Consider the following 22,740-nt stretch of genomic DNA (forward strand, 5'->3'; position numbering starts at 1 on the left):
TTCTAATGCATGATCCGAAAGATACTGTTGAGAATCAGCATAAAACGCAAAAAGCCCCAGAACATGGCGATGAATTAGAGCAAGTTCATGAAGAGGCTGTGGACGAGCATGATGAGCCGTCGACAGAACAAGTACTGAATGAAGCTTTTGAAGAAATACAAGACCAGGATTTAAGGCAGGAAGCTGGTTATAAAGAAGCTAGAGCTTCTGACTTTGATGACGTTGTAGCGGTCGATGATCATGGCCGTGGGTCAGATCAGCCTGTTTATGGGGATAGTTATGAGGAAGAGTTCGCTCAGGAAGCGGCTGTAGGCCCTATAGATGAGCCGATGAATAACGAGGAAAAGGAAACAACAATGAAAGAAGAGGAAGATGTAAAAGTGGGGATGGGCTGGTTGGGGTTATCCGCCGCAATCCTTTCTTTCTTTTTTGCTCCATTAATTCTTGGTGCTGCCGGGATTGTTCTCGGTATCATTGGTAAGCGACGCGGAGCCGATACACTAGGGAATATGGCGATTATTGTCAGTGTTGTTTCCATCGCATTTTCATTATTCTTCGCCCCGATATACAACTTGATATAAAAAAAAGGTGACCCTGATCAGGGTCACCTTTTTTAGGATTGTTCTTGCTCTTGTTTTAATTTTTCTTTTTCCTGACGCTCTTTTTCGTAGTGTTCCTCAGCCAATTTATCGACTTCTTTCTTCAATTCATCCACCATGATGTCTTCCGGTACTTTACGGATGATTTCCCCGTGACGGAAGAGTAAACCTTCTCCTCGGGCACCGGCAATACCGATGTCTGCTTCTCTAGCTTCACCTGGACCATTGACAGCGCAGCCGAGTACGGCTACTTTAATTGGTGCTTTAATCGTCTGGATATATTCTTCAACCTCATTGGCAATAGAAATCAAGTCGATTTCAATCCGTCCACAAGTCGGACAGGAAATTAGAGTCGCGGCGTTCGATGCAAGACCGAATGATTTGAGAAGCTCTTTCGCTACTTTTACTTCTTCAACAGGGTCAGCACTCAAGCTGATCCGTACGGTACTTCCAATTCCTTTACTCAAGATGGCTCCAAGTCCTGCAGCACTTTTCACTGTACCTGCGAAAAGGGTTCCTGATTCAGTGATTCCCAAGTGTATCGGATAGTTGAAAGCTGCCGCAGCTTTTTCATAAGCTTCGATAGCCAATTTCACATCAGAAGCTTTAAGGGATACGATGATATCGTGGAAATCAAGGTCCTCAAGAATCTTAATGTGATGCAAGGCACTCTCAACCATCCCGTCTGCGGTCGGATAACCGTATTTCTCAAGGATATGGCGCTCAAGTGAACCTGCATTAACTCCGATTCGGATTGGAATGCCTTTTGCTTTTGCCGCTTTCACAACTTCTTCAACTTTTTCGCGTTTGCCGATGTTCCCAGGGTTGATACGAATCTTGTCTGCTCCACCTTCAATGGCTTTCAATGCTTTTTTATAATCGAAGTGGATATCAACGACCAATGGGATGTTGATGCGTTTTTTAATTTCAGGAATTGCGTCAGCAGCTCTGTCATCAGGGCACGCCACTCGGACGATCTGACAGCCGGCTTCCTCCAGGCGCTTGATTTCAGCGACTGTTGCTTCTACATCGTGTGTTTTGGTGGTAGTCATGGATTGGATCACAACCTCATCAGATCCACCTATCGTAACGTCACCGACTCTTACGGGACGAGTATCTTTTCTGTGCGTAATTGCCATTAATATCGCTCCTTTGTATATTCACAAAAAGGTATGCAAGATGAATTCCAATCTTCATTATAAGGGCTATTTTTGTAAATGAGAAGTCTGGACCCTTAAATATGAACATTTGTGAGTTAAATTTGTGTAAACCCATAAATGCTGACATCATTATATCATGGGGATAATAAAGAAAAAATAATTGTAACTTTGAAACAAAAGAAGCTTTTCAAACGTACATATAGTAATTAAGGAGAGGATGTGAACCATCATGTTTACTTATGATTGGATCGCTTTATTTATTACTTTTCTCGGCACGATGTTTTTAATTGGTGAATTACTCGTCAACATGCGCGGTGTATTCGCTATTATTGGCTTCGGCTTTATAACCGTTTATTTCTCGGGTTATCTTGAAACTGAAATGTTCATAGTCATGATGCTCGTATATTTTCTCGGAATTATTCTTATGATCATTGATGGTAAACTCCTGAATGATGGGACACTTGCGACAATCGGCGCTGTAACGATGATTATTGCCGTGGGCTTCAGTGCGCCTAATTGGGTGGCTGGTTTATACAGTGTGATAGGGGTCATTTTAGGAGGTGCGGCTTCCTTACTGTTCTTGAAAGTTTTCAAGCATAGAAAGATGTGGTCCAAAATGGCTCTCAATGATCAAATGTCCTCAGAAATGGGGTACAACTCAATGAATGAAAAGTACCAGTATTTACTTGAACAACAAGGAGAAGCTCTGACAGATATGAGACCTGTAGGGACGGTGAAAATTGAGGAAGAAGAATATAGTGCCGTTTCAAATGGTCAATGGATTACTCGCGGCGATCATATTAAAGTTGTTAAAGTAGATGGTACAAAAATCCTGGTCAAGAAGTTGTGAAATTACTAAACCTTAAAAGATCATTAACAATTCCTTAACACTCTGTCGTCATACTTTGTTTGTGCAATCAATCAAAGAGATGGAGTGTTTATTTATGAAAAAAAGGATTCGACTCAAACCGATGGCACCAAAATTGGGATGGCCGCAAATCAACTTGCAGATAAGGTTAACAGCCATCGTTTGTGCCCTTGTGCTTATTTCAGTTTCTATGATTGGTTTCTTTTCTTATACAAAAGCTAAGGAAAATCAAATGAATTTGGTCCAGGATCGTCTGGAACGGGAGTTGTTGATGGCTCAGGATGTGGCAGAACAACTGATGTATGCCTTCGTTGGCGACCAAGAAGAATTCACAAAACGCATGGAAGGATATTCAAATACTCAACAGGCGCAACTCCAACAAGATGGCTTATCCTCTGCAGCTTATATCATTAATAACGAAGGAGTCTATTCTTATCCGACAATGGATCAAGCATCTCTTCCTGATTCACTTGGGAAGCAATTCCTGAGTAGAGAGAATGGCACAGAAACCATACAGTTGAACGGGGAAAGCTACGTACTATCTTATTCTCCGGTCCAAGAACTGCAAGGAATCTATGTTCTTGGAGTGCCAGAGAAGGATTTTATGAGTGGCGTGCGCCAAATGGCTATGTACACAGTGTTATTAGGAATAATAACCGTACTAGCAGTTGGCGTGGTTGTTTATTTTGTTGTTGGGAAAATTGTTCATCCTGTAAAACAGATGCAGCGTGTCATGAAACAAGCAAGAAATGGGGTCTTATGTGAGGCGAGTTCCATTAAAACGAGTCTCCCTGAAATCCAATCGTTAAGAAAAAGCTATGAAGAACTGATACATAAAATTGCGGATATCCTGTCTTCCCTTCAAGGGGCTGTTGATCAACTTGAAAAGGGTGGTGAACAAATGGATGATTCCTCCAGGGAGTTAAAACTTGTCCATCAAGATCTCAGCAAAAGTGTGAATCAAGTCCAAGACGAAAGTGATCGAACTTCAGAATACATGGATAGTCAAAAAGAAGTTTTCGATGAATTGAACAAGGTGTTCGGTCAGTTACATGAAACATTGGAAACCCTATTTGGTGAACAGGGGCGAATGAACGATGCTGTTCACTCAGGAAATGGCGGGGTGGAGCAGGTCGAACAATCTTTCCATAGCTTTAGAAAAGAACTTCAGGGGATGACATCAAGAATCGAATCTTTCCAAGATTACATGTTGAACATTCAGGATTCGGGCACCAAAATACAAGATATTGCAGAGCAGACGAGAATGCTTGCATTGAATGCCTCCATTGAAGCTGCCCGTGCTGGCGAACATGGAAAGGGGTTTGCCGTGGTCGCACAGGAAGTCAGAAAACTTGCCGACCGATCCAGAACAGCAGCTGTGGATATTGACCAGCGGATGAAGCAGGTCATGTCGCTCGGAGGAGATCTTTCCGCACAATTTGATCAAATGGAAAAAGAGATACAGGAAAGACAACTTCAAATGAATGTATCAAAGAAAGCTTTCAGAAACCTTTCTGAAGGAATGAGCTCGTTTAATCTCCAATTAGAGTCCACGAAAGACCAATTGAAAAATGGCAATGAGGTTATGCCGCGTATGGAAAATGTTATGGCAGGTATGAAGAAAGTTATATTAAATCAAGCTCGTTCCACTGAACGATTAGTAAAAACTTCTGACCGACAACAAATTACGATGAAAACGTTCGATGCATTTACCTATGACTTAATTGCACTTACTCAAGAGCTTTCCAGTATTATTGCTTCCAATCAATTTGAAAATGATGAAATGGTAGAGGAACAATCCCAGTTAACTTTAAGAGAAGAACTTGAAGAAGACACTATAATAGAAGAGAAGGTTTCATAAAGGGTCCTATGAGGGCCTTTTTTTTATCGGAAAATTCGAATATCATACAACAGTTGTGTCAGTATTATACGAATGTAAATTTAATGTTAAGATTCATGAATTATCTTTACAAAAGCTTTTTCCATGGTTAATATGAGTGAGGTTGTTTTAAAAAGAGAAAAATGATGAAACTTGGATGAAGAAAGGGTGGAGAACATGGAAATCGATGTGCAACAGATGATATTTGAATTCATCGGTGGACTCGGTATCTTTCTATTTGGATTGAAGTATATGGCGGACGGGTTGCAACGTTCTGCCGGGGACCGTTTGAGGGAACTTTTGGACCGATTTACAAGCAATCCTTTTATGGGTGTTATTGCAGGTACAGTCGTTACAATCTTGGTGCAAAGTAGTAGTACAACTACCGTATTGACTGTAGGACTTGTTAATGCGGGTTTCATGACCTTTAGACAAGCGATTGGTGTTATTATGGGGGCCAACATTGGTACAACCATGACAGCATTTATCATAGGTATAGATATTAAGGATTATGGATTGCCAATCCTTGCTGTGGGTGCATTCTTACTATTCTTCTTCAAAAGTAAGAAAGTGGTGAGCTTTGGACAGACTGTCTTCGGTTTAGGATCTCTGTTCTTTGGACTTGAAGTGATGAGCGGAGGGGTAAAGCCACTTCGATCATTACAGGCTTTCCAAGATTTGACGGTGAATATGAGTGATAACCCGATTCTGGGTGTTATTGTAGGTACCTTATTTACAGTTATCGTGCAAAGTTCCAGTGCAACAATTGGGATCTTGCAAACGTTGTTGGGAGAAGGGCTTGTCGATTTACAAGCAGCAATTCCTGTATTGTTTGGTGATAATATCGGGACCACGATTACCGCTGTTCTTGCATCCATCGGTGCAAGTGTAGGGGCGAAGCGAGCTGCATTTGCTCACGTCATATTCAACGTGTTAGGTGCTACCGTATTTTTGATATTACTCGTTCCATTCGAGAGGTATGTGAACTGGTTACAAACATCGATGGATCTTGAACCTGAAATGACCATTGCATTTGCACATGGTTCATTTAACATCGCTAATACAATTGTTCAATTCCCGTTTATTGCAGTCCTCGCATGGATTGTCATTAAATTGGTGCCAGGTAAGGATTCAGAAATTGACCATAAACCACAGCATTTGGATCCGATCTTTATTGAACAATCTCCATCCCTTGCTTTAGACCAAGCAAAAGAAGAAGTAGTTCGTATGGGTGAATATGCTTATAAAGGTCTTGAAGAAACAAGCCTTTATTTGAACAATAAACAACAAAAGCACTCTGAACTTGCTATGCAAATTGAAGATGCTTTGAACAATCTTGACCGTAAAATTACTGATTATCTTGTTGATCTTTCTCAAGCATCTCTTTCAGATGAGGAAAGTCATAAGCATTCCGCACTAATGGATTCTGTCAGAGACTTAGAACGGATTGGTGACCACTTCGAGAATATTATTGAGTTGATTGACTATAAGAACTCAAATAAAGTAAACCTTACTCCTCAGGCGATCGAGGATTTGAATACAATGTTTGACCTTACGTTAATGACTGTTAAGCAGGCAACAAGATCTCTTGAAACAATGAGCCGTGAAGAAGCATTGGCTGTTGTCCAAAAAGAGAATGAATTGGATCGTATGGAACGGAGTTATCGTAAGAAACATATCATCCGTTTGAACGAGGGTGTATGTACAGGACAAGCAGGAATTGTATTCGTAGACATGATCAGCAACTTAGAGCGTATCGGTGACCATGCCGTGAATATTGCTGAGGAAGTTTTGGGAGAAAAAGAAAGTTTATAAAGTAAAAAGGCGGCTGACAAAGCCGTCTTTTTTTTGGATAAGCACCACAAAGAATTTTTTGAAAAAGAGTAAAGAGTGAATGGGGAAGGTTTAATATCAAGATCATATGTTGATTTATCCACTCTCTATAAAGAAATGAAATAGTTATTCCAGTAGTAGATAAAGCTACGTCTATGCTAAAGGGGTAGATGGACGGTGAGACTCTTAAAGGATGTTCAGAGAGCTATCTCTTCCGTAGTAAGAATACAAGGATGTTTTTTAAGTTCTTGTTCAAAGGAAAGCGAACCGAGAACCTTTCCTGCTGTCCTTAAAGCACACAAATTTCATGGGAATGTTATTACCCCTTCAAGGAACTAATGTGATGGAATATTCAATACATTATTTTTTCTTCAAAAAACCCTTGAAAGGAAAAGGAGGGCGTGATATATTATTTTTGTCGCTGATTTGAGAGAGAAAAAACAGTTGACGTCATGAGATTGAAATGGTATATTAATTAAGTCGCTCATAAGCGATATTAAATGGCGGTGTAGCTCAGCTGGCTAGAGCGTACGGTTCATACCCGTGAGGTCGTGGGTTCGATTCCCTCCACCGCCACCAAATATACATAATTAAAAAACGTGGCGGTTGTGGCGAAGTGGTTAACGCACCGGATTGTGGTTCCGGCATTCGTGGGTTCGATTCCCATCAACCGCCCCATGTGGACCCTTAGCTCAGCTGGTTAGAGCTATCGGCTCATAACCGATCGGTCGCAGGTTCGAGTCCTGCAGGGTCCACCATAACATCTTACGGAGGAGTACCCAAGTTTGGCTGAAGGGAGCGGTCTTGAAAACCGCCAGAGGCTTTACGGCCCGCGGGGGTTCGAATCCCTCCTCCTCCGCCATCATACATACTCAACGAAATAACATGATAGCACAGAACATCTTTGAAATAAGATGTAGCAAAAGTAGAAAAAATTTCTTATCTCACATGGCTCGGTAGCTCAGTCGGTAGAGCAACGGACTGAAAATCCGTGTGTCGGCGGTTCGATTCCGTCCCGAGCCACTCTTTCTAAACAATCAAGTGATACTTGGTTGTTTTTTTATGTTTTAAAATTTTCTTTCAGGGAATTCTTAATATCGTGATGCAAAACATTTGCTAATCAAAATTCCGTTTGATAATGTAAAATGTGAAGCGTAATGCTTCGGTTTTACATATTAATTTAAAGGAGGAGTTACATTATGGCTAAATTTGAACTACCAGAACTACCTTATGCTTATGATGCGCTAGAACCTACTATTGATAAGGAAACAATGAACATCCACCATACGAAGCACCACAACGGATATGTGACAAAGCTTAACAATGCACTTGAAGGACACGCAGATCTTCAAGATAAATCTTTGGAAGAGCTTCTTTCCAATAATCTTTCTGTTGTACCTGAGGATATTCGCACAGCAGTGCGCCGAAACGGTGGCGGCCACTCAAACCACAGCCTTTTCTGGACAATCATGTCTCCGAATGGCGGCGGTGAACCAACGGGCGATCTTTCTACAAAAATTAACGATACGTTCGGCGGTTTCGACCAGTTCAAAGAGAAGTTTGAAGAAACGGCAAAAGGCCGCTTCGGATCTGGTTGGGCTTGGTTAGTAGTCAATAATGGTGATCTTGAAGTAATCGATACTCTTAACCAAGATTCTCCGATTATGGAAGGTAAAACTCCAATCTTAGGTCTTGATGTTTGGGAGCATGCGTATTACCTGAACTATCAAAACCGTCGTCCTGATTATGTTTCAGCATTCTGGAACGTTGTAAATTGGGAAGTTGCTAAGCGTTTTGACGCTGCTAAATAATTGAAAATTACGGAGAGGCATGGATATTAATCCATGCCTCTCTTTTTTGTATATCTCCTTTTGTTCTGAAAACACTAAAGGTGAACACAAAGGAGACATGGATATGGTGAGTAAGCTGCGTGTGTGGCTCAGCCACGAAAATGTATCAAAAGATTTATTGCTGTTACTTCTCATTGGAGGCTTATATTCTCTCGGTATTTTCTTATCCAGTACATTTGTGAATATATACTTATGGAAACAATCCAATAGCTATATTGACATAGCTCTATATAATTTAGCCATTTATGTCTTACAACCCTTAACTTTCATAATAGCGGGAAAGTGTGCGAAGCGAATAGATCGGGTGATCGTATTGAGAACCGGCGTGACCGTACTTTCTTTGTTTTTTTTAACCGTTTTACTTGTCGGAGAGCGGGCTGCCACATTCAATATTATGCTTGGTTCATTATTAGGGGTAGGGTATGGTTTTTACTGGCTTGCTTACAATGTATTGACCTTTGAAATCACCGAACCCGATACTAGGGATTTTTTCAATGGATTTCTTGGTGTGCTGCAATCTCTTGGAGGAATGACCGGTCCGTTACTTGCTGGTTATATCATTTCTAGACTGAACAATTTTACTGGATATACCGTAATTTTCACGATTTCCTTCGGCTTGTTCATCATTGCTGTCCTTGTGAGTTTCGGTATATCGAGAAGAAAGGCTAAAGGGAATTTTTCGTTTCGGCGTATTGTATCAGAGAGAAAGAATAACTCAAATTGGAGACGCATTTTAAATGCTCATGTTTCGCAGGGCTTTAGGGAAGGGACTTTCTTATTTGCAGTCTCTATCTGGATCTTTTTAATGACTGAAGATGAGCTGTCTTTGGGTGTTTTTAATTTGGTCTATTCTGGTTTTTCTTTTCTATTTTACTTTCTTGTCAGTCGTTGGGTTAAACCCAGGCGTAGAAAAAAGGCGATCCTCATATCAGGATTGGCTTTATATTTAAGTGTATTGATTTTACTGTTCAGTGATACCATGGCTCTATTGCTCATCTATGCGGGTATTGCAGGAATATTTTTCCCGTTGCTATATGTGCCTTATATATCTTTGACCTATGATGTTATAGGTAAATCCTGGAATGCTGCTGAAATGAGAATCGAATATATTGTCGTAAGGGAAGTTTTCTTGAATTTTGGCAGGGTTTTGTCCATTGTGATTTTTCTTTTAGCCATTACTCTAATTCCACCAGAAACTGGAATACCATATATCCTGTTAATTGTTGGAGGTGGTCATTTCTTCATCTACTTCTTCGTAAAAGGTATTGACACACAGTGCAAGGAATCGACACATAATTGAAACCAATAACCCATGAGCTTCGTCTATTCTATGATGCATAAAAAATGCTATAATAAATGAAGCATGATAGAGAAGGAGAGGAGTTCATGGGAAAGAAGCATAAAAACAAAACGAAACACAAGTCACACCTTTCTTTCCGATTGAACGTGGTGTTTTTTGTTGTATTCCTTATATTTGCTGGAATTATACTACAGCTTGGGGTCGTTCAAATTCTTAACGGGGAAGAGGCCCAGGAAGAAATTGACCGTACAGAAAACACAACGACCAGCATACCAGTCCCGAGGGGAGAAATGTATGATCGGTATGGCCGTGTAGTGGTTGATAACCAGCCTTTGTATTCGATTACTTACACACCCCCAAAAGGTGTGCAGCCCACAGACAAGCTGCAATTAGCTGGAGAAATATCTAAGTATATCGATATGGAATACGAAGGGAAGTTAACGGATAGAGATCTTAAGGAGTATTTCTTTCTTCAAAATCAGGAAAAGGTTACGGCCCGTATTGAAAATGAAGATACCTCCGAATTGGATAATGGTGAAGTTTATCAACTTCAACTAGACAGCATTAGAGATGATGAAATTGCTGGCTACGACAATCAAACGAAGGAAATCATAGCCGTTAAGAAGGAATTAGATAAAGCCTATGCGCTTGCACCTCACGTTTTGAAAAACACGGATATTTCTGAAAGGGAGTATTCTGTCGTTGCTGAGCATTTAGCTGAGTTGCCGGGGATAAACGTGACATCAGATTGGGAGCGTACATATCCGTATGATTCTGTTTTCCGCAGTTATATTGGTAGCATCACATCGAAAGAACAAGGGGTTCCGAGAGATCAACTGGATTATTTCATGTCGCTGGATTACAGTCGTAATGACCGTGTGGGAACAAGTGGGCTTGAGCAAGAGTATGAGGATGTCTTAAGAGGCACAAAAGAAAAGGTGCAATACGAAACGGACAAGAACAATAATGTGATTAATTCCAAGGTGATACGAGAGGGAGAGAAAGGCAAAGACCTCGTGCTCACGATTGATATGGATTTGCAGGAAAGAGTCAACAAGATTGTTCAGGAAGAGCTGGAAACAGCAATTCGCAAAGCCCCAGGGCCAAACAGACACCTGGAGAATGCGGTGGCAGTCGTTTCTGATCCGAACACAGGTGAGATTTTGGCAATTACAGGTCAAACCTATAATAGAACTCCTGAAGATGGAGAATCTAGATTCACTGACACCTCACACCAGGCGCTCTATAATTCCTATATGCCTGGGTCCATAGTAAAAGGAGCTACTGTTCTAACGGGGTTACATGAAGGGGCGGTTACACCTAACACATGGATTAATGATAGACCAGTTAACATAGGCAGAAGTCAGAAAAGCTCGTATACTTCCAATATAGGAACAGTCAATGATATTGCGGCTCTTCAACAGTCTTCAAACGTTTATATGTATTTTCTCGCTATGTACTTAGGTGGAGAGTACAGTAACAATTATGATATGAACTATCTGTCTCTAAAGAGTGGAACATTTGACAACTTTATTTTTAATTTTAATCAGTTTGGTCTTGGCGTAAAAACAGGTATAGATTTCCCTTATGAAGGTTTGGGGGTTACTGGTGATCCTGGAGGGCCCGGACACATCCTGGACTTTTCCATCGGCCAATTCAGTACCTATACACCCATGCAGTTAAACCAATACGTATCCACCATAGCAAACGGCGGTGACCGGATGCGGCCAAGATTGGTAAAAAGTGTTCATGAGCCGTCGCTGGAAGATGGGTTAGGTCCATTGTACAAAGATTATAGTCCAGAAGTTTTAAACCAACTTGAAATGGACGAATCTTATATCGAAAGAGTACAGGAAGGGTTCAGGCAGGTGGCTCAAACGAATCAGGGAACAGCCAGTCATGTTTTTTCTAAAGAACCTTTTGCCCAATATAATATGGCTGTAAAAACAGGAACAGCCCAATCATTCAAGGCAGTGTTTGATGAAAATGGTGAGAGAACAACCTACAAAAATCTATTAAATAAAACCTTGGTTGGATATGCACCTTCGAATGATCCGGAAATTGCTTTTTCTATTGTCTCCCCTTATTTAGGAGAAGAGGCCTCGAGTACATTTAATATAAGTAATAATATAGGCGCCCGGATCGGACAAGCGTACTTTGAACTAAAAGAGGAACGTAAAGAGAACGGAATAACTACGAATAATTCAACTGAAGAAGCAGAAACTGAGGAGTGATACGACTTGTATCACTCCATTTTTTTATATTAACAGAAGAATCGGGTGTATTATCTAACCATAAAGGGGGGTTATTCAACAAAAAACGCCAATTTACAAAACCTTTACGTTTGGTTCATATGTCATTAAAACTCTCTCGTTAATATATAAAATGTGAGTTGGCCAAGCCGTCAAACACAAAACCTAATTATAGAAAATAGGGGGAGAAAGAAATGAAAAACTTTAAAAGTTTGGCACTAATGCTTATGTTCATCTTAGTGCTAGGAGTACTAGCAGCTTGTGGAGGATCCGAAGAAGAGCCTACAGCTGAAGAAGGCAACACATCAGAAGAAGGTTCTGAAGGAGTTTCCGGACCAATCGCTATTGATGGTTCTTCTACAGTATTCCCGATCATGGAAAACTTGACTTACACTTACAATCAGAAAAATCCTGATGTGAATGTAACTGTGAACGCTTCTGGTTCCGGCGGTGGATTCAAAAAATCTACAGTAGGTGAGATTGATCTAAGTAACGCTTCTCGCCCTATTAAAGAAGAAGAAAAGGCAACTGCTGAAGAAAACGGCATTGAATTAAAAGAGCTAGAATTAGCTTACGATGGTCTTTCTGTTGTTGTAAGTCAACAAAATGATTTCGTTGAAGAATTGACAATTGATCAATTGAAACAAATCTTCCTAGAATCTTCAGACGCTACTAAGTGGTCTGATATCAACCCAGAATGGCCTGAAGAAGAAATCAAAATCTTCAGCCCTGGACATGATTCCGGTACATTCGACTACTTCAACGAAGTAATTCTTGAAGAAGAGCCGATGAAAGAAGGCTCAAATACTACACTTTCTGAAGATGACAACGTGCTAGTTCGCGGTATTGAAAACGACCCTAACGCTATCGGATTCTTCGGCTATGCTTACTATGCTGAAAACAAAGACTCATTGAAAGTACTAGGAATTTCTGAAGGCGGAAACGAAGCTGTAAAACCAGGTCCTGAAACAATTCAAGATGGTTCTTACACTCCACTTTCCCGACCACTATTCACTTATGTAAACGTGAATGCTTTTAAAGAGAAAGCACAAGTTCGTGATTTCGTTGAGTACACTTTGAACAACGCTGGAAAAGCTGCTGAAGAAGTAGGATATGTAGCTCTTCCTGAAGACAAGTATCAAGAGCAACTTGAAACAGCAAAAAGCTGGGCAGAGTAATTGATTTGAAAACCTAACAAGGAAGGTGAGACTTAATTTGGGGTCTCACCTTGCCTTATGGATGAGAGGAGTTTTTAACATGGACAAGGGGTTACAATCAGAGGGAAAAATGATTGACGTCCAACAAATGATTGAAAGGAATAAGAACAAGAAAAGTTTCGGGGAAAGAATAGAGAAAATCATTCCTTTTTTCTTGCTTCTTTGTGCTGCAGTTAGTGTCTTAACAACTGTAGGGATATTGTTTACTTTGTTGAGAGAGTCTATTGGCTTCTTTTCCAATGTGTCTTTAATTGATTTTTATACAGGAACAAGTTGGTCACCATGGTCTGGTGAGTATGGAGTCGCTCCATTGATAGGTGGTACGTTACTCATCACTTTGATTGCCACACTTGTAGCTGTACCTTTGGGACTTATGTCAGCCATATTTTTGAGTGAATATGCAAATGATAAAGTAAGACGCGTCATCAAACCTGTTCTTGAAGTATTAGCAGGAATCCCGACGGTCGTTTATGGTTATTTCGCTTTAACGTTCATTACACCAATGTTTCAAGCTTTCATTCCTGATTTAGGAATTTTCAACGCCTTGAGTGGTGGTTTTGTAGTCGGTATTATGATTATTCCTATGGTCGCATCCCTTTCGGAAGATGCAATGAACTCTGTTCCTAACGCTTTAAGGGAAGGAGCTTACGGGTTAGGTGCTACAAAATTAGAAGTTGTATTTAAGGTTGTCCTACCTGCCGCACTATCTGGAATCATTGCATCCATCGTTCTTGCAATTTCAAGAGCTATCGGAGAAACAATGATTGTAACGATTGCAGCAGGAGCAACACCTAATCTGACGTTCGATCCGTCAGAATCAATCCAAACCATGACTGCTTTCATTGTGCAGGCAGCCACAGGGGATACCACTTTCGGATCTACCATTTACTACAGTTTGTATGCAGTAGGAATGACATTGTTTGTTTTTACGCTTGTCATGAACCTTATTGCTCAGTACATTTCTCGTAAGTTCAGGGAGGAATATTGATGCTTGGTCAAAATGAACAAAATATCAAAAAACGTATGGAAGGGAGAGTAGCCATCAACAAAGTCCTTATGGTTCTGTTTGGTCTGGCTACTACAGTAGGGTTAGTCTTCCTAGTCTTGCTTTTTTATCGTGTATTGACTCAAGGAATTGGTTATCTGAGTCTTGATTATATTTTAAACTTTCCAGCACCATATCCAGAAGAAGCTGGTATTTACGCCGGATTAATTGGATCCATCTTCTTAATGGTTATCGTGGCAATTTTCGCCGTCATTATTGGGGTTGCGACCGCGATTTACTTGGAAGAATACGCACCTAAAAATAAGTTCACGGATTTTATCAGAGTAAACATTCAAAACTTAGCTGGTGTGCCATCCATTGTATTCGGTCTATTAGGATTAACTTTCTTTGTTTATATGTTTAATTTCGGGTATACACTTATTGCGGGGGGATTGACGATGGCTTTGTTGATTCTTCCAGTTATTGTAGTAGCTGCTCAAGAAGCTGTCCGTTCAGTTCCAGCCGAGATCAAGGAGGCATCCTATGGCATGGGAGCGTCTAAATGGCAAACTATTGCACGCGTTATTCTTCCAGCTGCAATTCCGGGAATTCTTACCGGTGCCATTATCGCATTGTCCCGTGCAATTGGTGAGACAGCCCCATTAATTATCGTAGGTGCAGCAACGGCCATCTATACTTTACCGGATTCATTACTGGCTAAATACACTGTCATGCCGATTCAGATCTATAACTGGACGGGTAGACCACAGGAAGAATGGCAGTTTGTTGCAGGAGCAGGAATAATTGTTCTCTTAGCTGTGTTGCTACTCATGAATTCGATTGCTGTTTTAATCAGAAACAAATATCAACGTCGTCTTTAATTAGGATGAGGAGGGTTTCAATATGAATAAAGTAATGGAAGAGAAAACAAATAATAAGGTAAACCAGGGAACAACGAAGCCTGAGGTTAAAAAAGAGGGAATTAAAAAAGAGAAAGCGAATAGCATTATCGAAGTGAATGACTTGAATTTATGGTATGGTTCGGACCAAGCTCTATACGAGGTGAACATGGAGGTTCCAGAAAAACAAGTAACGGCCATTATCGGACCTTCTGGTTGTGGAAAATCTACGTTCTTGAAGACTTTAAACCGCATGGTTGAGATGGTTCCGATTGTAAAGACTTCCGGTTCTATCAAATATCGTGATCAGGAAATCTTCAGCAGCAAGTATAAAGAAGAATACTTGCGTACGAAGGTAGGAATGGTTTTCCAAAAACCAAACCCGTTTCCAAAGAGTGTATATGATAACGTAGCCTATGGACCTAGAATCCACGGCATTAAAAAGAAAGAAGTGTTAGATCAGATCGTTGAGAAAAGTTTAAAAGGTGCAGCGATTTGGGATGAGTTGAAAGATCGTTTAAATGAAAATGCCTATGGTCTTTCTGGTGGTCAGCAGCAGCGTGTATGTATCGCTCGTGCTTTAGCGGTTGAACCGGATGTTATCTTAATGGACGAGCCGACTTCAGCGTTAGACCCTATTTCTACAGCAAAAGTAGAAGAGCTTGTTCAAGAGTTGAAAGAAAAATACAGCATCATTATTGTTACACACAATATGCAGCAGGCCGCGCGTATTTCTGATAAAACAGCCTTCTTCTTAAATGGAGAATTAATTGAGTTCGCTGACACCGATGACTTGTTCCAAAACCCTAACGACAAGCGAACAGAAGACTATATTACTGGACGCTTCGGCTAATTATTCAGGGGGGATTATCCATGTCAATCCGTGTTCATTTCGAAGAAGAACTCGAAGACTTAAAGAAACAAATTAAAGAGTTAGCTCATGATGCGAAAGATTCACTTGACCGAGCGATTTATGTCCTATATCAAGGGGACGTAGAGGCTGCCAAAAAAATCTTGGAAGATGATGCAGCCATCGATCGTAAGGAAGAAAAGATAAACGATGATGCCATTTTGATGCTGGCGAAGCAACAGCCTGTAGCAAGGGATTTGAGAAGGATTATCATTGCTATCAAAATTTCTAGCGATTTGGAACGTATGGCTGATCATTCGACCAATATTGCGAAGGCAACCATTCACTTGGGTGAAAATCATGGGATTGAAGTAGATCCTGAGTTGCGTGAAATGGCTATCCTAGCTATGGATATGGTGGACCTGGCAATTAAATCTTTTGAGTATGAAGATATTTCGTTAGCGAAGAAGCTTGCTGAAATGGATGATGTTGTAGATAAAAAGTATGGCTCGATTGTAAAAGAAATGTTGGAATTCACCGCGATTAATCCACAACAGATCCAGCACATCATGCAGATGGCTTATGTAGCCAGATATATTGAGAGGTTTGCTGATCATATTACGAACATCGGCGAAAGTATTTTCTATCTGGTAAAAGGAAGAACCTACGATTTGAATAAATAACACAGAAGACATGAATCGATTGTTTCGATTCATGTCTTCTTAATTTTGAAGTATTTCACGCTCTATCGTTATTAGGTAGTGTATATTTGGTTTCATGTATGGAAATTTATGATGTGACATGATTTTCCTTATAGAAGTTAAAGCGGATTTGTAGTTACGTTAATTAAAGGAGAAAATAAAAAAAGCCGCTAAAGTGCAGCTTTTTTACTTAGATGTAATAGCTTCAGCAATTTCTTGAAGCGACATTTCTGAATTTAGTGTAGCTTGGCCAATCTGAATATAGCGGCTGTAGTCATTTTCTTTCATGAAGGATTCAAACTCGGCAGCATCTTCTATGATATTGGCCTGGATCAGTTTAGCACTTATATCATCTGTAGTAGTACCTGAGACGACGTCTATGGAGAAAGTAGTTATTGGCTTCTCAACAGGTGTGGGAGTCTGTGACTGCCTATGATCGTTTTCCTTGAGTGTTTTCCACTCGTCCATAGTTAGTGCTTGATATCCTTTGCTTTCAAGCTGTTCAATCAATTCTTCTGTACTGTACTCCATTTCAACGACCGTCGAGGAAGTGGTCTCTGTATTCCAGTAGACTATGGCAAGCACTATCACTGCTGTAAGTAAGCCCAGGGCATAGGAGCGTATCCATTGTTTCATGTTCGAACACCGCCACTTTTTTGTTGTTGGATCATTGAATGGACATCATACTCACTTAAATTCGTCTGTTTTGCTATGTAATGGGTTTTGTAACCCTTCTGATACATGGATAGAACAGTATCGAGTAAAGAGAGGCTTTGGGGGGCTTCTTTTTTCTTTGGTGGCTGTTTCATGATTTCTTGAGATAAATCTTCAGCCAAAAGTTCTTCTTCCAAAATTTTCATTTTCTTTTTTAGCTGGTAATTGCTTTGCATCATTGTCATATTGACTTGTTCGACTTGGTTTTCAAGTTCTTTCATGCGGTCATTCATGAAGTATGAAAGAATAAAAAGACCAAGGGCAACGGCAGTCAATGTACCAAATACATAAATCAAGCTGTATCACTCCTTTAGTTTTCCACATTTATTTATATCATAGAAATAGAAGCGTGGCTATGGGATATTTCACCGTTTTTAGCTGAATAACTACTTGAAAGGTTCCATCGTTTTTGGTATTATGTATTAGTCTGATAATGTGAATGAGACAGTGAATAGCTTTTATGATTAGGAGGAATAATAATGCGCGTAAACATTACACTTGCATGCACCGAAACTGGTGACCGCAATTATATTAGCACAAAAAACAAGCGTAAAAACCCAGAGCGTCTAGAGCTTATGAAATACAGCCCACGCGTAGGGAAGCACACGCTTCACCGTGAAACAAAGTAAGCAGTAGGATTATTTCCTACTGTTTTTTTTATATCCAAAGCTATGCTAAGTACTGGAAGCTCAGTTATTGAACAAGATGGCAGGATTGTGTAAGACTCAGTTTCGAGATGTTCTCGGGGTTCGTTACCCGGGTTGAGCGTCAGGGGTGGCTGGGAAGCTACTCGCTTTCCTGTGGGGGAGTGCCGAGCTTCCTCGGGCGTTATGCCGCACTAAGGGATCTCGCCTTTCTCCTTTCTCCACGGGAGTCTCGCAGCATCCCAATCACCCCATTCTATGAAGGTGAGCAACGAACACCATTATGTGGGAGGATGCCTTCCACTATCCTGCTGTTATAAGAATAAACGTTCTAAAACAAGCTTTTCGCATGCAGAATTGCTTCTTTAAGAGCTCTTTTTCTCCAGTTATTATGTGTATTAAAGCAGCTTATTCCCAATGTGGTGTTGAGATACTTATATGGCAAAGGGGCGGAGGGGAATGGCGAGACTCCTGCGGGAAAAAGTGCATGGTGAGACCCCACAGGACGCAGTCCGAAGAAAGCGAGCTATTCTCTGCAGCAGCCCCCATCCACTCAACAAAAGTCTCGAAACTGAGTCTGCAAGTAAAGGAAGCTTTTGTGAAATTAATCTAAAGAGTAGCAAAGGAGGTATGGGAATGGAAAAGAACGAACTTAGGTTCAAAGGAAAGAAGATTCTTCAGGACATAAGTGTGAAAGAGCGACTCCAAATTGAAGCAAAAATGCAAGAGAGTTTGTTCAAGAGTGAAATATGGAAGAGTGCCCATGTCGTGGGTGTCACTTTATCACAAACTCATGAATGGTCTACAGAACCTATTATTGAGGAAGGGTGGAGGACCGACAAGAAGGTGGTCGTACCCAAGTGTATTCCAGAGAGTAGAGAGATGGAGTTTTACCACCTGGAGAAGTATGATCAGTTAGAGAGAGTCTATTTTGGTTTAAGAGAACCGAAGCCTGAGAGTTCAGCCTTGGTGAAGAAAGATGATATTGACCTTCTTCTTGTACCAGGACTATTGTTTGACGATAAAGGGTACAGAATAGGATATGGCGGAGGTTATTTTGATCGATTCATTGAAGGGTTTCGGGGGAAAACATTAATGATTGCTTCTGAACGACAAAGATACACACCACTTCCTTTTGAAGAATATGACCAGAGGGTGGAATATGTTCTTACCGAAAGTGGGATTCATTCTACATACCATTTTTAGTTCTGAAGATGTCACAAAACATTCATTCATTGTGAAATGTTGAGCAAACTTTTAAGTTATAATAAGGTTAGATTAATTGAGGAGGGGTTAGATTGGAACATGTAAATCGAGTGGCATTGATCGGTACAGGTGCGGTGGGTTCTAGTTATGCGTTTGCTTTATTAAACCAGGGAGTAGCAGATGAACTGGTAATGATTGATTTAAATAAAGAGAAGTCGGAAGGCGATGCGATGGATCTGAATCACGGCCTCGCGTTTGCTCCTGCAAACAAGAAGATATGGTTTGGGGATTATGCCGATTGTGAAAGCGCTGATCTTGTCGTCATTACTGCAGGGGCCAATCAGAAACCAGGCGAAACAAGGTTGGATTTGCTTGAGAAAAACACGGCCATATTTAAGTCCATTGTGGATTCCGTTATGGAAAGTGGATTTGATGGGATCTTCCTTGTAGCAACAAACCCTGTTGATATCTTAACCTATATGACTTGGAAGTTTTCTGGTCTTCCTGCTGAACGTGTGATTGGATCTGGAACGATCCTGGATACAGCTCGGTTACGTTTCAAACTAAGTGAATATTTCAATATTGATACACGTAATGTCCATGCGTATATTATGGGTGAGCACGGAGACTCTGAGCTCCCGGTGTGGAGCCACGCGAATGTCGCTGGACGCTCTGTGTTTGACCGTATCAAAGATCATCCCGATCTGTATGATGAAAATGACCTTAAAGGTATTTTTGAACAAGTCAGGGACGCGGCGTATCACATTATCGCACGCAAAGGAGCCACTCATTATGGAATCGCAATGGGACTTGTCCGTTTAACAAAAGCGATTCTGCATAATGAACATGCGGTTTTAACTGTCTCAGGTTATCTGCAAGGGCAGTATGATATGGATGACCTTTATATAGGAGTCCCAGCGATTGTAAATCGCAAAGGCATTCAAGAAATCATCGAATTGAACCTTGACCAAGACGAAATGAGAAAGTTTCATGCATCTGCTTCATTATTAAAAGAAACGATGGAACCAGTCATTCATAACTATGTGAATAAGGATGACATCTCAAGTGAAAAATAAGTTCACCTAATAAAAAAGAGGTGGATGAGATGCGTCAATTTTTCAGATGGGTTATGATCATCGGCTCGGTTACAGCAACGGTTTATAAATATAGGTATAAAGCGTTGGACGTTGTTACGAAAATTCCTTTTCTTCGTAAGCTCCTTGTTCGTTTGTCCATGAACATCCCTTGGATTCGGCAAAAATTTCTTTCACAAATGTTTCGTGGGCTATGAATATAATAAGCTGTCGGGGTATGTTCCTGGCGGCTTTTTTAATGCTTTCAGTTAGCTCCTTAACAAAGGGGCATGATATGATGAAGGTGTGATCGAGGGGGGTGCAACGTGTTTATTGAACAAGAGTATTATTTATGGAAACTTACTTATGACCTGGTTGTAGCACATGATTTTCAAGTGCTTAACATGAGTACAGAAAAAAGGGGAAGTATGGCTTGAGAAGGAACAGGATTGGCAAACGCATGTCATCCGCTTAACTCAAAAACAAATCAATTGGAGAAATGAGCTGCGGAGGGACCTGGAAAAATCATATCGACAGTTGTCTCAAAATAAAAAATTATTCCGGGGCGGAAAAGTTCAATTCCACGTATTGTATGTTTCGGAATATCCACCTGTGGAAGATTGGGAGAATGTTGAAAAAGACATCTCGTCACAAAAAAATCCAATCTGGCTTTACTATATGGATGACGAAAACAAAGAAATAGAAAAGAAAAAGTTTTACAGTGCCTTTCAAATAGAAGAACCTCTCATGGATCAGCAGGTTAGTGAAACCGAAATGGAGGCTATGCTTCCATACTTGAAACATCAACTTGTCAAGAAACAACAAGATCAAAGAAGACAAGTCATGTCGATTTTCGATTATGGCAAACCCCGAATGACCTACTTTTTACTCGCTATCAATGTATTGATTTTTCTTTATATTGAATGGGTGGGTGACAGTACTTCAGTTGAAACACTCATACAGTACGGAGCAAAATTCAATCCAGCAATTATGGATGGGGAATGGTGGCGGATCGCCACTTCTATGTTTCTGCACATAGGGATTCTCCATCTATTTATGAACATGTTCGCCCTTTATTACTTAGGTACGGCGGTTGAAAAACTGTATGGAACCTGGCGTTTTGCATGGATCTATTTACTTTCAGGATTGTTTGGGGGTGTGGCGAGTTTTATGTTGAATCCCCATGTGGCAGCTGGAGCATCAGGCGCCATTTTCGGATTGTTTGGAGCGCTCTTGTTTTTTGGTGTCCAGCATAAACAGTTGTTTTTCCGAACAATGGGTTGGAATCTCATTTTTATCGTCATCCTCAACATTTCATTCGGACTGCTCGTTCCTCAAATTGATAATGGAGCACATATCGGAGGGATGATTGGTGGTTTTATCGCCACTGCTGTCGTGCGGTTACCTAAACAAATGAATAGGTCCAAACAGCTTGCTGCTCTTGTTGTCTTTTTATTACTTATTTCAAGTATGGCGATTACTGGTTATATGGGATTATTCAATGATGCGAAAGGTTTTAGCGAGGTCCAAGAGACACAGGAGCTAAATCAATCGGGAGCCTATGACGAAGTGATTGAAATCACGAGCGAAGCCTTGGATAATCCTGGTCAATATGAAGCTGCCCTACGTTTCAACAGGTCATTTGCGTTCTTACAAAAAGGCGAAACCAGTGCAGCGAGGAAAGACTTGCTCCGTGTCCTTGAACTTTCTCCTGAGATGGCAGAAGCGCATTATAATTTAGCGCTATTATACCAACAAGTCGGAGAAAAAGAGAAAGCGGCTGACCATGCAAAACGAGCCGCTGACCTTAATCCCGATCAAAAGGATTTTAAAGAACTATACAACAACCTCCGTTAATAAGACTGGATGAGGCGATGTTTTTTTCCAGTATCATCCTCATAAAGGACAATCAAATGTTTCCCTTTTTTATCAAAAAGAATGAGCGGAATATAGCTTTGAATGGGGTGGGAAGATTTTGTATCACTAATGCCCAGCACATAGTTTTTATACAAACCTTCCCATAGTTGTCCTTTTATTCGCTCAGAGTCATCTTCATTCGTTCCAGGTAGCGGCTTGTCTTCATAGTCTGCGAGGTCAGTCAAAGGGACAAGCGTGTAGTCTTCTTTATTTATGCCGTAGTACGTAAGCAATTCTTCCCATTGGACTTCCAGCTGCTGCTGAATGGAGTGGTTGAGTCTCTTTTTCCATTCTTCCTCCTCTTGATTTGCTGGTTCTTTGAATGCCGTTCGCTTCGAGTGAGGCGAATCAATGACGTAAAGCTCGTCCTTTGAGCTTGCCTGAATGCTTTTAATCGGACCACTATCCTCATGTATTTCCCCATGGTGGAAAGAGATGGCCTGATACTTTTGACTATCTTCCCCGTGTAAAGACGTTTCTTTATTTATTTCTGATGCGTTTTCCTCCCACTTACTGACAACACCTTTTAGTCGTCCATTTACATATAAAAGGGAGACGTCTTGTCTCAAGTACATGGCTTTATCACTTTCAGAAAACATATTCCATAGGATTTCATATTCGTCCTCATCTTCTTCGGAAGCAAAATTCAAAGAAGTTCCATATGATTGAAAGTCACTCCTGTCATCTAATGGGAAATACTTGATGACCGCTTCATCATTAAAGTATTGAGTATAGATTGCGATAAATATAGCTAAGGCCAAAGGACCAAGTACCCAATGTACCCACACTTTTC

The 22,740-nt window shown here is 40.7% G+C and carries 20 protein-coding genes and 5 tRNA genes; 21 read left to right on the plus strand and 4 right to left on the minus strand.

Going from position 1 to position 22,740, the window contains the following annotated elements:
- Positions 1-5 precede the first annotated feature (5 nt).
- Positions 6-581 (plus strand): hypothetical protein, encoded by a 576-nt coding sequence (locus tag LC065_RS11635; protein WP_226590980.1) that lies wholly within the window; start codon positions 6-8, stop codon positions 579-581.
- Positions 582-613: 32 nt separating this feature from the next.
- On the opposite strand, the gene ispG is transcribed toward LC065_RS11635, so the two are convergent.
- Complete coding sequence (gene ispG, locus LC065_RS11640; protein WP_160915033.1) at positions 614-1,738, minus strand: flavodoxin-dependent (E)-4-hydroxy-3-methylbut-2-enyl-diphosphate synthase; 1,125 nt, start codon at positions 1,736-1,738, stop codon at positions 614-616.
- Positions 1,739-1,988: 250 nt separating this feature from the next.
- Here ispG and LC065_RS11645 point away from each other — a divergent pair, with 250 nt between their 5' ends.
- From LC065_RS11645 to phoU, 16 genes are all read left to right on the plus strand, one after another.
- On the plus strand, positions 1,989-2,609 hold the full coding sequence (locus LC065_RS11645; protein ID WP_226590978.1) for an NfeD family protein: 621 nt from the start codon (positions 1,989-1,991) through the stop codon (positions 2,607-2,609).
- 94 nt (positions 2,610-2,703) lie between these two features.
- On the plus strand, positions 2,704-4,488 hold the full coding sequence (locus LC065_RS11650) for a methyl-accepting chemotaxis protein (protein WP_226590976.1): 1,785 nt from the start codon (positions 2,704-2,706) through the stop codon (positions 4,486-4,488).
- Positions 4,489-4,683: 195 nt separating this feature from the next.
- Complete coding sequence (locus LC065_RS11655; RefSeq protein WP_226590973.1) at positions 4,684-6,321, plus strand: Na/Pi cotransporter family protein; 1,638 nt, start codon at positions 4,684-4,686, stop codon at positions 6,319-6,321.
- 520 nt (positions 6,322-6,841) lie between these two features.
- Positions 6,842-6,918 (plus strand) — tRNA-Met (locus LC065_RS11660).
- A gap of 23 nt (positions 6,919-6,941) precedes the next feature.
- A tRNA-His gene (locus LC065_RS11665) sits at positions 6,942-7,017 on the plus strand.
- 3 nt (positions 7,018-7,020) lie between these two features.
- Positions 7,021-7,097 (plus strand) — tRNA-Ile (locus LC065_RS11670).
- An 11-nt stretch (positions 7,098-7,108) separates the two neighbouring features.
- Positions 7,109-7,201 (plus strand) — tRNA-Ser (locus LC065_RS11675).
- Between the two features lie 88 nt (positions 7,202-7,289).
- Positions 7,290-7,362, plus strand: a tRNA-Phe gene (locus LC065_RS11680).
- Between the two features lie 176 nt (positions 7,363-7,538).
- Positions 7,539-8,150 (plus strand): superoxide dismutase, encoded by a 612-nt coding sequence (locus tag LC065_RS11685; RefSeq protein WP_306163427.1) that lies wholly within the window; start codon positions 7,539-7,541, stop codon positions 8,148-8,150.
- A 103-nt stretch (positions 8,151-8,253) separates the two neighbouring features.
- Positions 8,254-9,489: an MFS transporter gene (locus LC065_RS11690; RefSeq protein WP_226590967.1), complete on the plus strand. Its 1,236-nt coding sequence runs from the start codon at positions 8,254-8,256 to the stop codon at positions 9,487-9,489.
- A gap of 86 nt (positions 9,490-9,575) precedes the next feature.
- The gene (locus LC065_RS11695; protein WP_226590965.1) at positions 9,576-11,723 is read left to right on the plus strand and encodes a peptidoglycan D,D-transpeptidase FtsI family protein; all 2,148 of its coding nucleotides are present in this window, start codon (positions 9,576-9,578) and stop codon (positions 11,721-11,723) included.
- 212 nt (positions 11,724-11,935) lie between these two features.
- A complete protein-coding gene (locus tag LC065_RS11700) occupies positions 11,936-12,919 on the plus strand; it encodes a PstS family phosphate ABC transporter substrate-binding protein (protein WP_226590962.1) in 984 nt (327 codons plus the stop codon).
- Between the two features lie 79 nt (positions 12,920-12,998).
- Positions 12,999-13,946 carry a phosphate ABC transporter permease subunit PstC gene (gene pstC / locus LC065_RS11705; RefSeq protein WP_226590959.1) on the plus strand — a complete coding sequence of 316 codons (948 nt, stop codon included), beginning with the start codon at positions 12,999-13,001 and terminating at the stop codon, positions 13,944-13,946.
- Positions 13,946-14,824 carry a phosphate ABC transporter permease PstA gene (gene pstA, locus LC065_RS11710; RefSeq protein WP_226590956.1) on the plus strand — a complete coding sequence of 293 codons (879 nt, stop codon included), beginning with the start codon at positions 13,946-13,948 and terminating at the stop codon, positions 14,822-14,824. Before pstC ends, pstA begins: the two co-directional genes overlap by 1 nt.
- A 22-nt stretch (positions 14,825-14,846) precedes the next feature.
- Positions 14,847-15,695, plus strand: a complete 849-nt coding sequence (pstB, locus tag LC065_RS11715) for a phosphate ABC transporter ATP-binding protein PstB (protein ID WP_226590953.1) — start codon at positions 14,847-14,849, stop codon at positions 15,693-15,695.
- 20 nt (positions 15,696-15,715) lie between these two features.
- Positions 15,716-16,375 carry a phosphate signaling complex protein PhoU gene (phoU, locus tag LC065_RS11720; protein WP_226590950.1) on the plus strand — a complete coding sequence of 220 codons (660 nt, stop codon included), beginning with the start codon at positions 15,716-15,718 and terminating at the stop codon, positions 16,373-16,375.
- A gap of 204 nt (positions 16,376-16,579) precedes the next feature.
- Here phoU and LC065_RS11725 read toward each other — a convergent pair whose 3' ends face one another.
- Together LC065_RS11725 and LC065_RS11730 are read right to left on the minus strand one after the other, a co-directional pair.
- Positions 16,580-17,029 (minus strand): hypothetical protein, encoded by a 450-nt coding sequence (locus LC065_RS11725; protein ID WP_226590948.1) that lies wholly within the window; start codon positions 17,027-17,029, stop codon positions 16,580-16,582.
- Positions 17,026-17,403, minus strand: coding sequence for a hypothetical protein (locus LC065_RS11730; protein WP_226590945.1), 378 nt, complete (start codon positions 17,401-17,403; stop codon positions 17,026-17,028). The genes LC065_RS11725 and LC065_RS11730 overlap by 4 nt, the downstream gene beginning before the upstream one ends.
- A 183-nt stretch (positions 17,404-17,586) precedes the next feature.
- Between LC065_RS11730 and rpmG the strand changes: the two genes are divergently transcribed.
- From rpmG to LC065_RS11750, 4 genes are all read left to right on the plus strand, one after another.
- On the plus strand, positions 17,587-17,736 hold the full coding sequence (gene rpmG, locus LC065_RS11735; RefSeq protein WP_035509116.1) for a 50S ribosomal protein L33: 150 nt from the start codon (positions 17,587-17,589) through the stop codon (positions 17,734-17,736).
- 651 nt (positions 17,737-18,387) lie between these two features.
- Positions 18,388-18,957 carry a 5-formyltetrahydrofolate cyclo-ligase gene (locus tag LC065_RS11740; protein WP_226590942.1) on the plus strand — a complete coding sequence of 190 codons (570 nt, stop codon included), beginning with the start codon at positions 18,388-18,390 and terminating at the stop codon, positions 18,955-18,957.
- Positions 18,958-19,049: 92 nt separating this feature from the next.
- A complete protein-coding gene (locus LC065_RS11745; RefSeq protein ID WP_226590939.1) occupies positions 19,050-20,033 on the plus strand; it encodes an L-lactate dehydrogenase in 984 nt (327 codons plus the stop codon).
- Positions 20,034-20,642: 609 nt separating this feature from the next.
- Entirely contained in the window at positions 20,643-21,887 is a 1,245-nt protein-coding gene (locus LC065_RS11750; protein WP_306163428.1) for a rhomboid family intramembrane serine protease, read from the plus strand.
- On the opposite strand, the gene LC065_RS11755 is transcribed toward LC065_RS11750, so the two are convergent.
- Positions 21,884-22,735 carry a hypothetical protein gene (locus LC065_RS11755; protein WP_226591667.1) on the minus strand — a complete coding sequence of 284 codons (852 nt, stop codon included), beginning with the start codon at positions 22,733-22,735 and terminating at the stop codon, positions 21,884-21,886. The two genes, LC065_RS11750 and LC065_RS11755, sit on opposite strands and share 4 nt — an antisense overlap.
- Positions 22,736-22,740: the final 5 nt, after the last annotated feature.

Origin of the sequence: Halobacillus litoralis (assembly GCF_020524085.2) — a bacterium.
GTDB lineage: Bacteria > Bacillota > Bacilli > Bacillales > Halobacillaceae > Halobacillus > Halobacillus litoralis_E.

Coding starts and splice junctions, on each gene's coding strand:
- LC065_RS11650 (WP_226590976.1), top strand. CDS start 2,704: ATGAAAAAAAGGATTCGACTCAAACCGATGGCACCAAAATTGGGATGG.
- LC065_RS11695 (WP_226590965.1), top strand. CDS start 9,576: ATGGGAAAGAAGCATAAAAACAAAACGAAACACAAGTCACACCTTTCT.
- LC065_RS11740 (WP_226590942.1), top strand. CDS start 18,388: ATGGAAAAGAACGAACTTAGGTTCAAAGGAAAGAAGATTCTTCAGGAC.
- LC065_RS11700 (WP_226590962.1), top strand. CDS start 11,936: ATGAAAAACTTTAAAAGTTTGGCACTAATGCTTATGTTCATCTTAGTG.
- pstC (WP_226590959.1), top strand. CDS start 12,999: ATGGACAAGGGGTTACAATCAGAGGGAAAAATGATTGACGTCCAACAA.
- pstA (WP_226590956.1), top strand. CDS start 13,946: ATGCTTGGTCAAAATGAACAAAATATCAAAAAACGTATGGAAGGGAGA.
- LC065_RS11655 (WP_226590973.1), top strand. CDS start 4,684: ATGGAAATCGATGTGCAACAGATGATATTTGAATTCATCGGTGGACTC.
- LC065_RS11685 (WP_306163427.1), top strand. CDS start 7,539: ATGGCTAAATTTGAACTACCAGAACTACCTTATGCTTATGATGCGCTA.
- ispG (WP_160915033.1), bottom strand. CDS start 1,738: ATGGCAATTACGCACAGAAAAGATACTCGTCCCGTAAGAGTCGGTGAC.
- LC065_RS11635 (WP_226590980.1), top strand. CDS start 6: ATGCATGATCCGAAAGATACTGTTGAGAATCAGCATAAAACGCAAAAA.
- LC065_RS11645 (WP_226590978.1), top strand. CDS start 1,989: ATGTTTACTTATGATTGGATCGCTTTATTTATTACTTTTCTCGGCACG.
- LC065_RS11725 (WP_226590948.1), bottom strand. CDS start 17,029: ATGAAACAATGGATACGCTCCTATGCCCTGGGCTTACTTACAGCAGTG.
- phoU (WP_226590950.1), top strand. CDS start 15,716: ATGTCAATCCGTGTTCATTTCGAAGAAGAACTCGAAGACTTAAAGAAA.
- pstB (WP_226590953.1), top strand. CDS start 14,847: ATGAATAAAGTAATGGAAGAGAAAACAAATAATAAGGTAAACCAGGGA.
- rpmG (WP_035509116.1), top strand. CDS start 17,587: ATGCGCGTAAACATTACACTTGCATGCACCGAAACTGGTGACCGCAAT.
- LC065_RS11690 (WP_226590967.1), top strand. CDS start 8,254: ATGGTGAGTAAGCTGCGTGTGTGGCTCAGCCACGAAAATGTATCAAAA.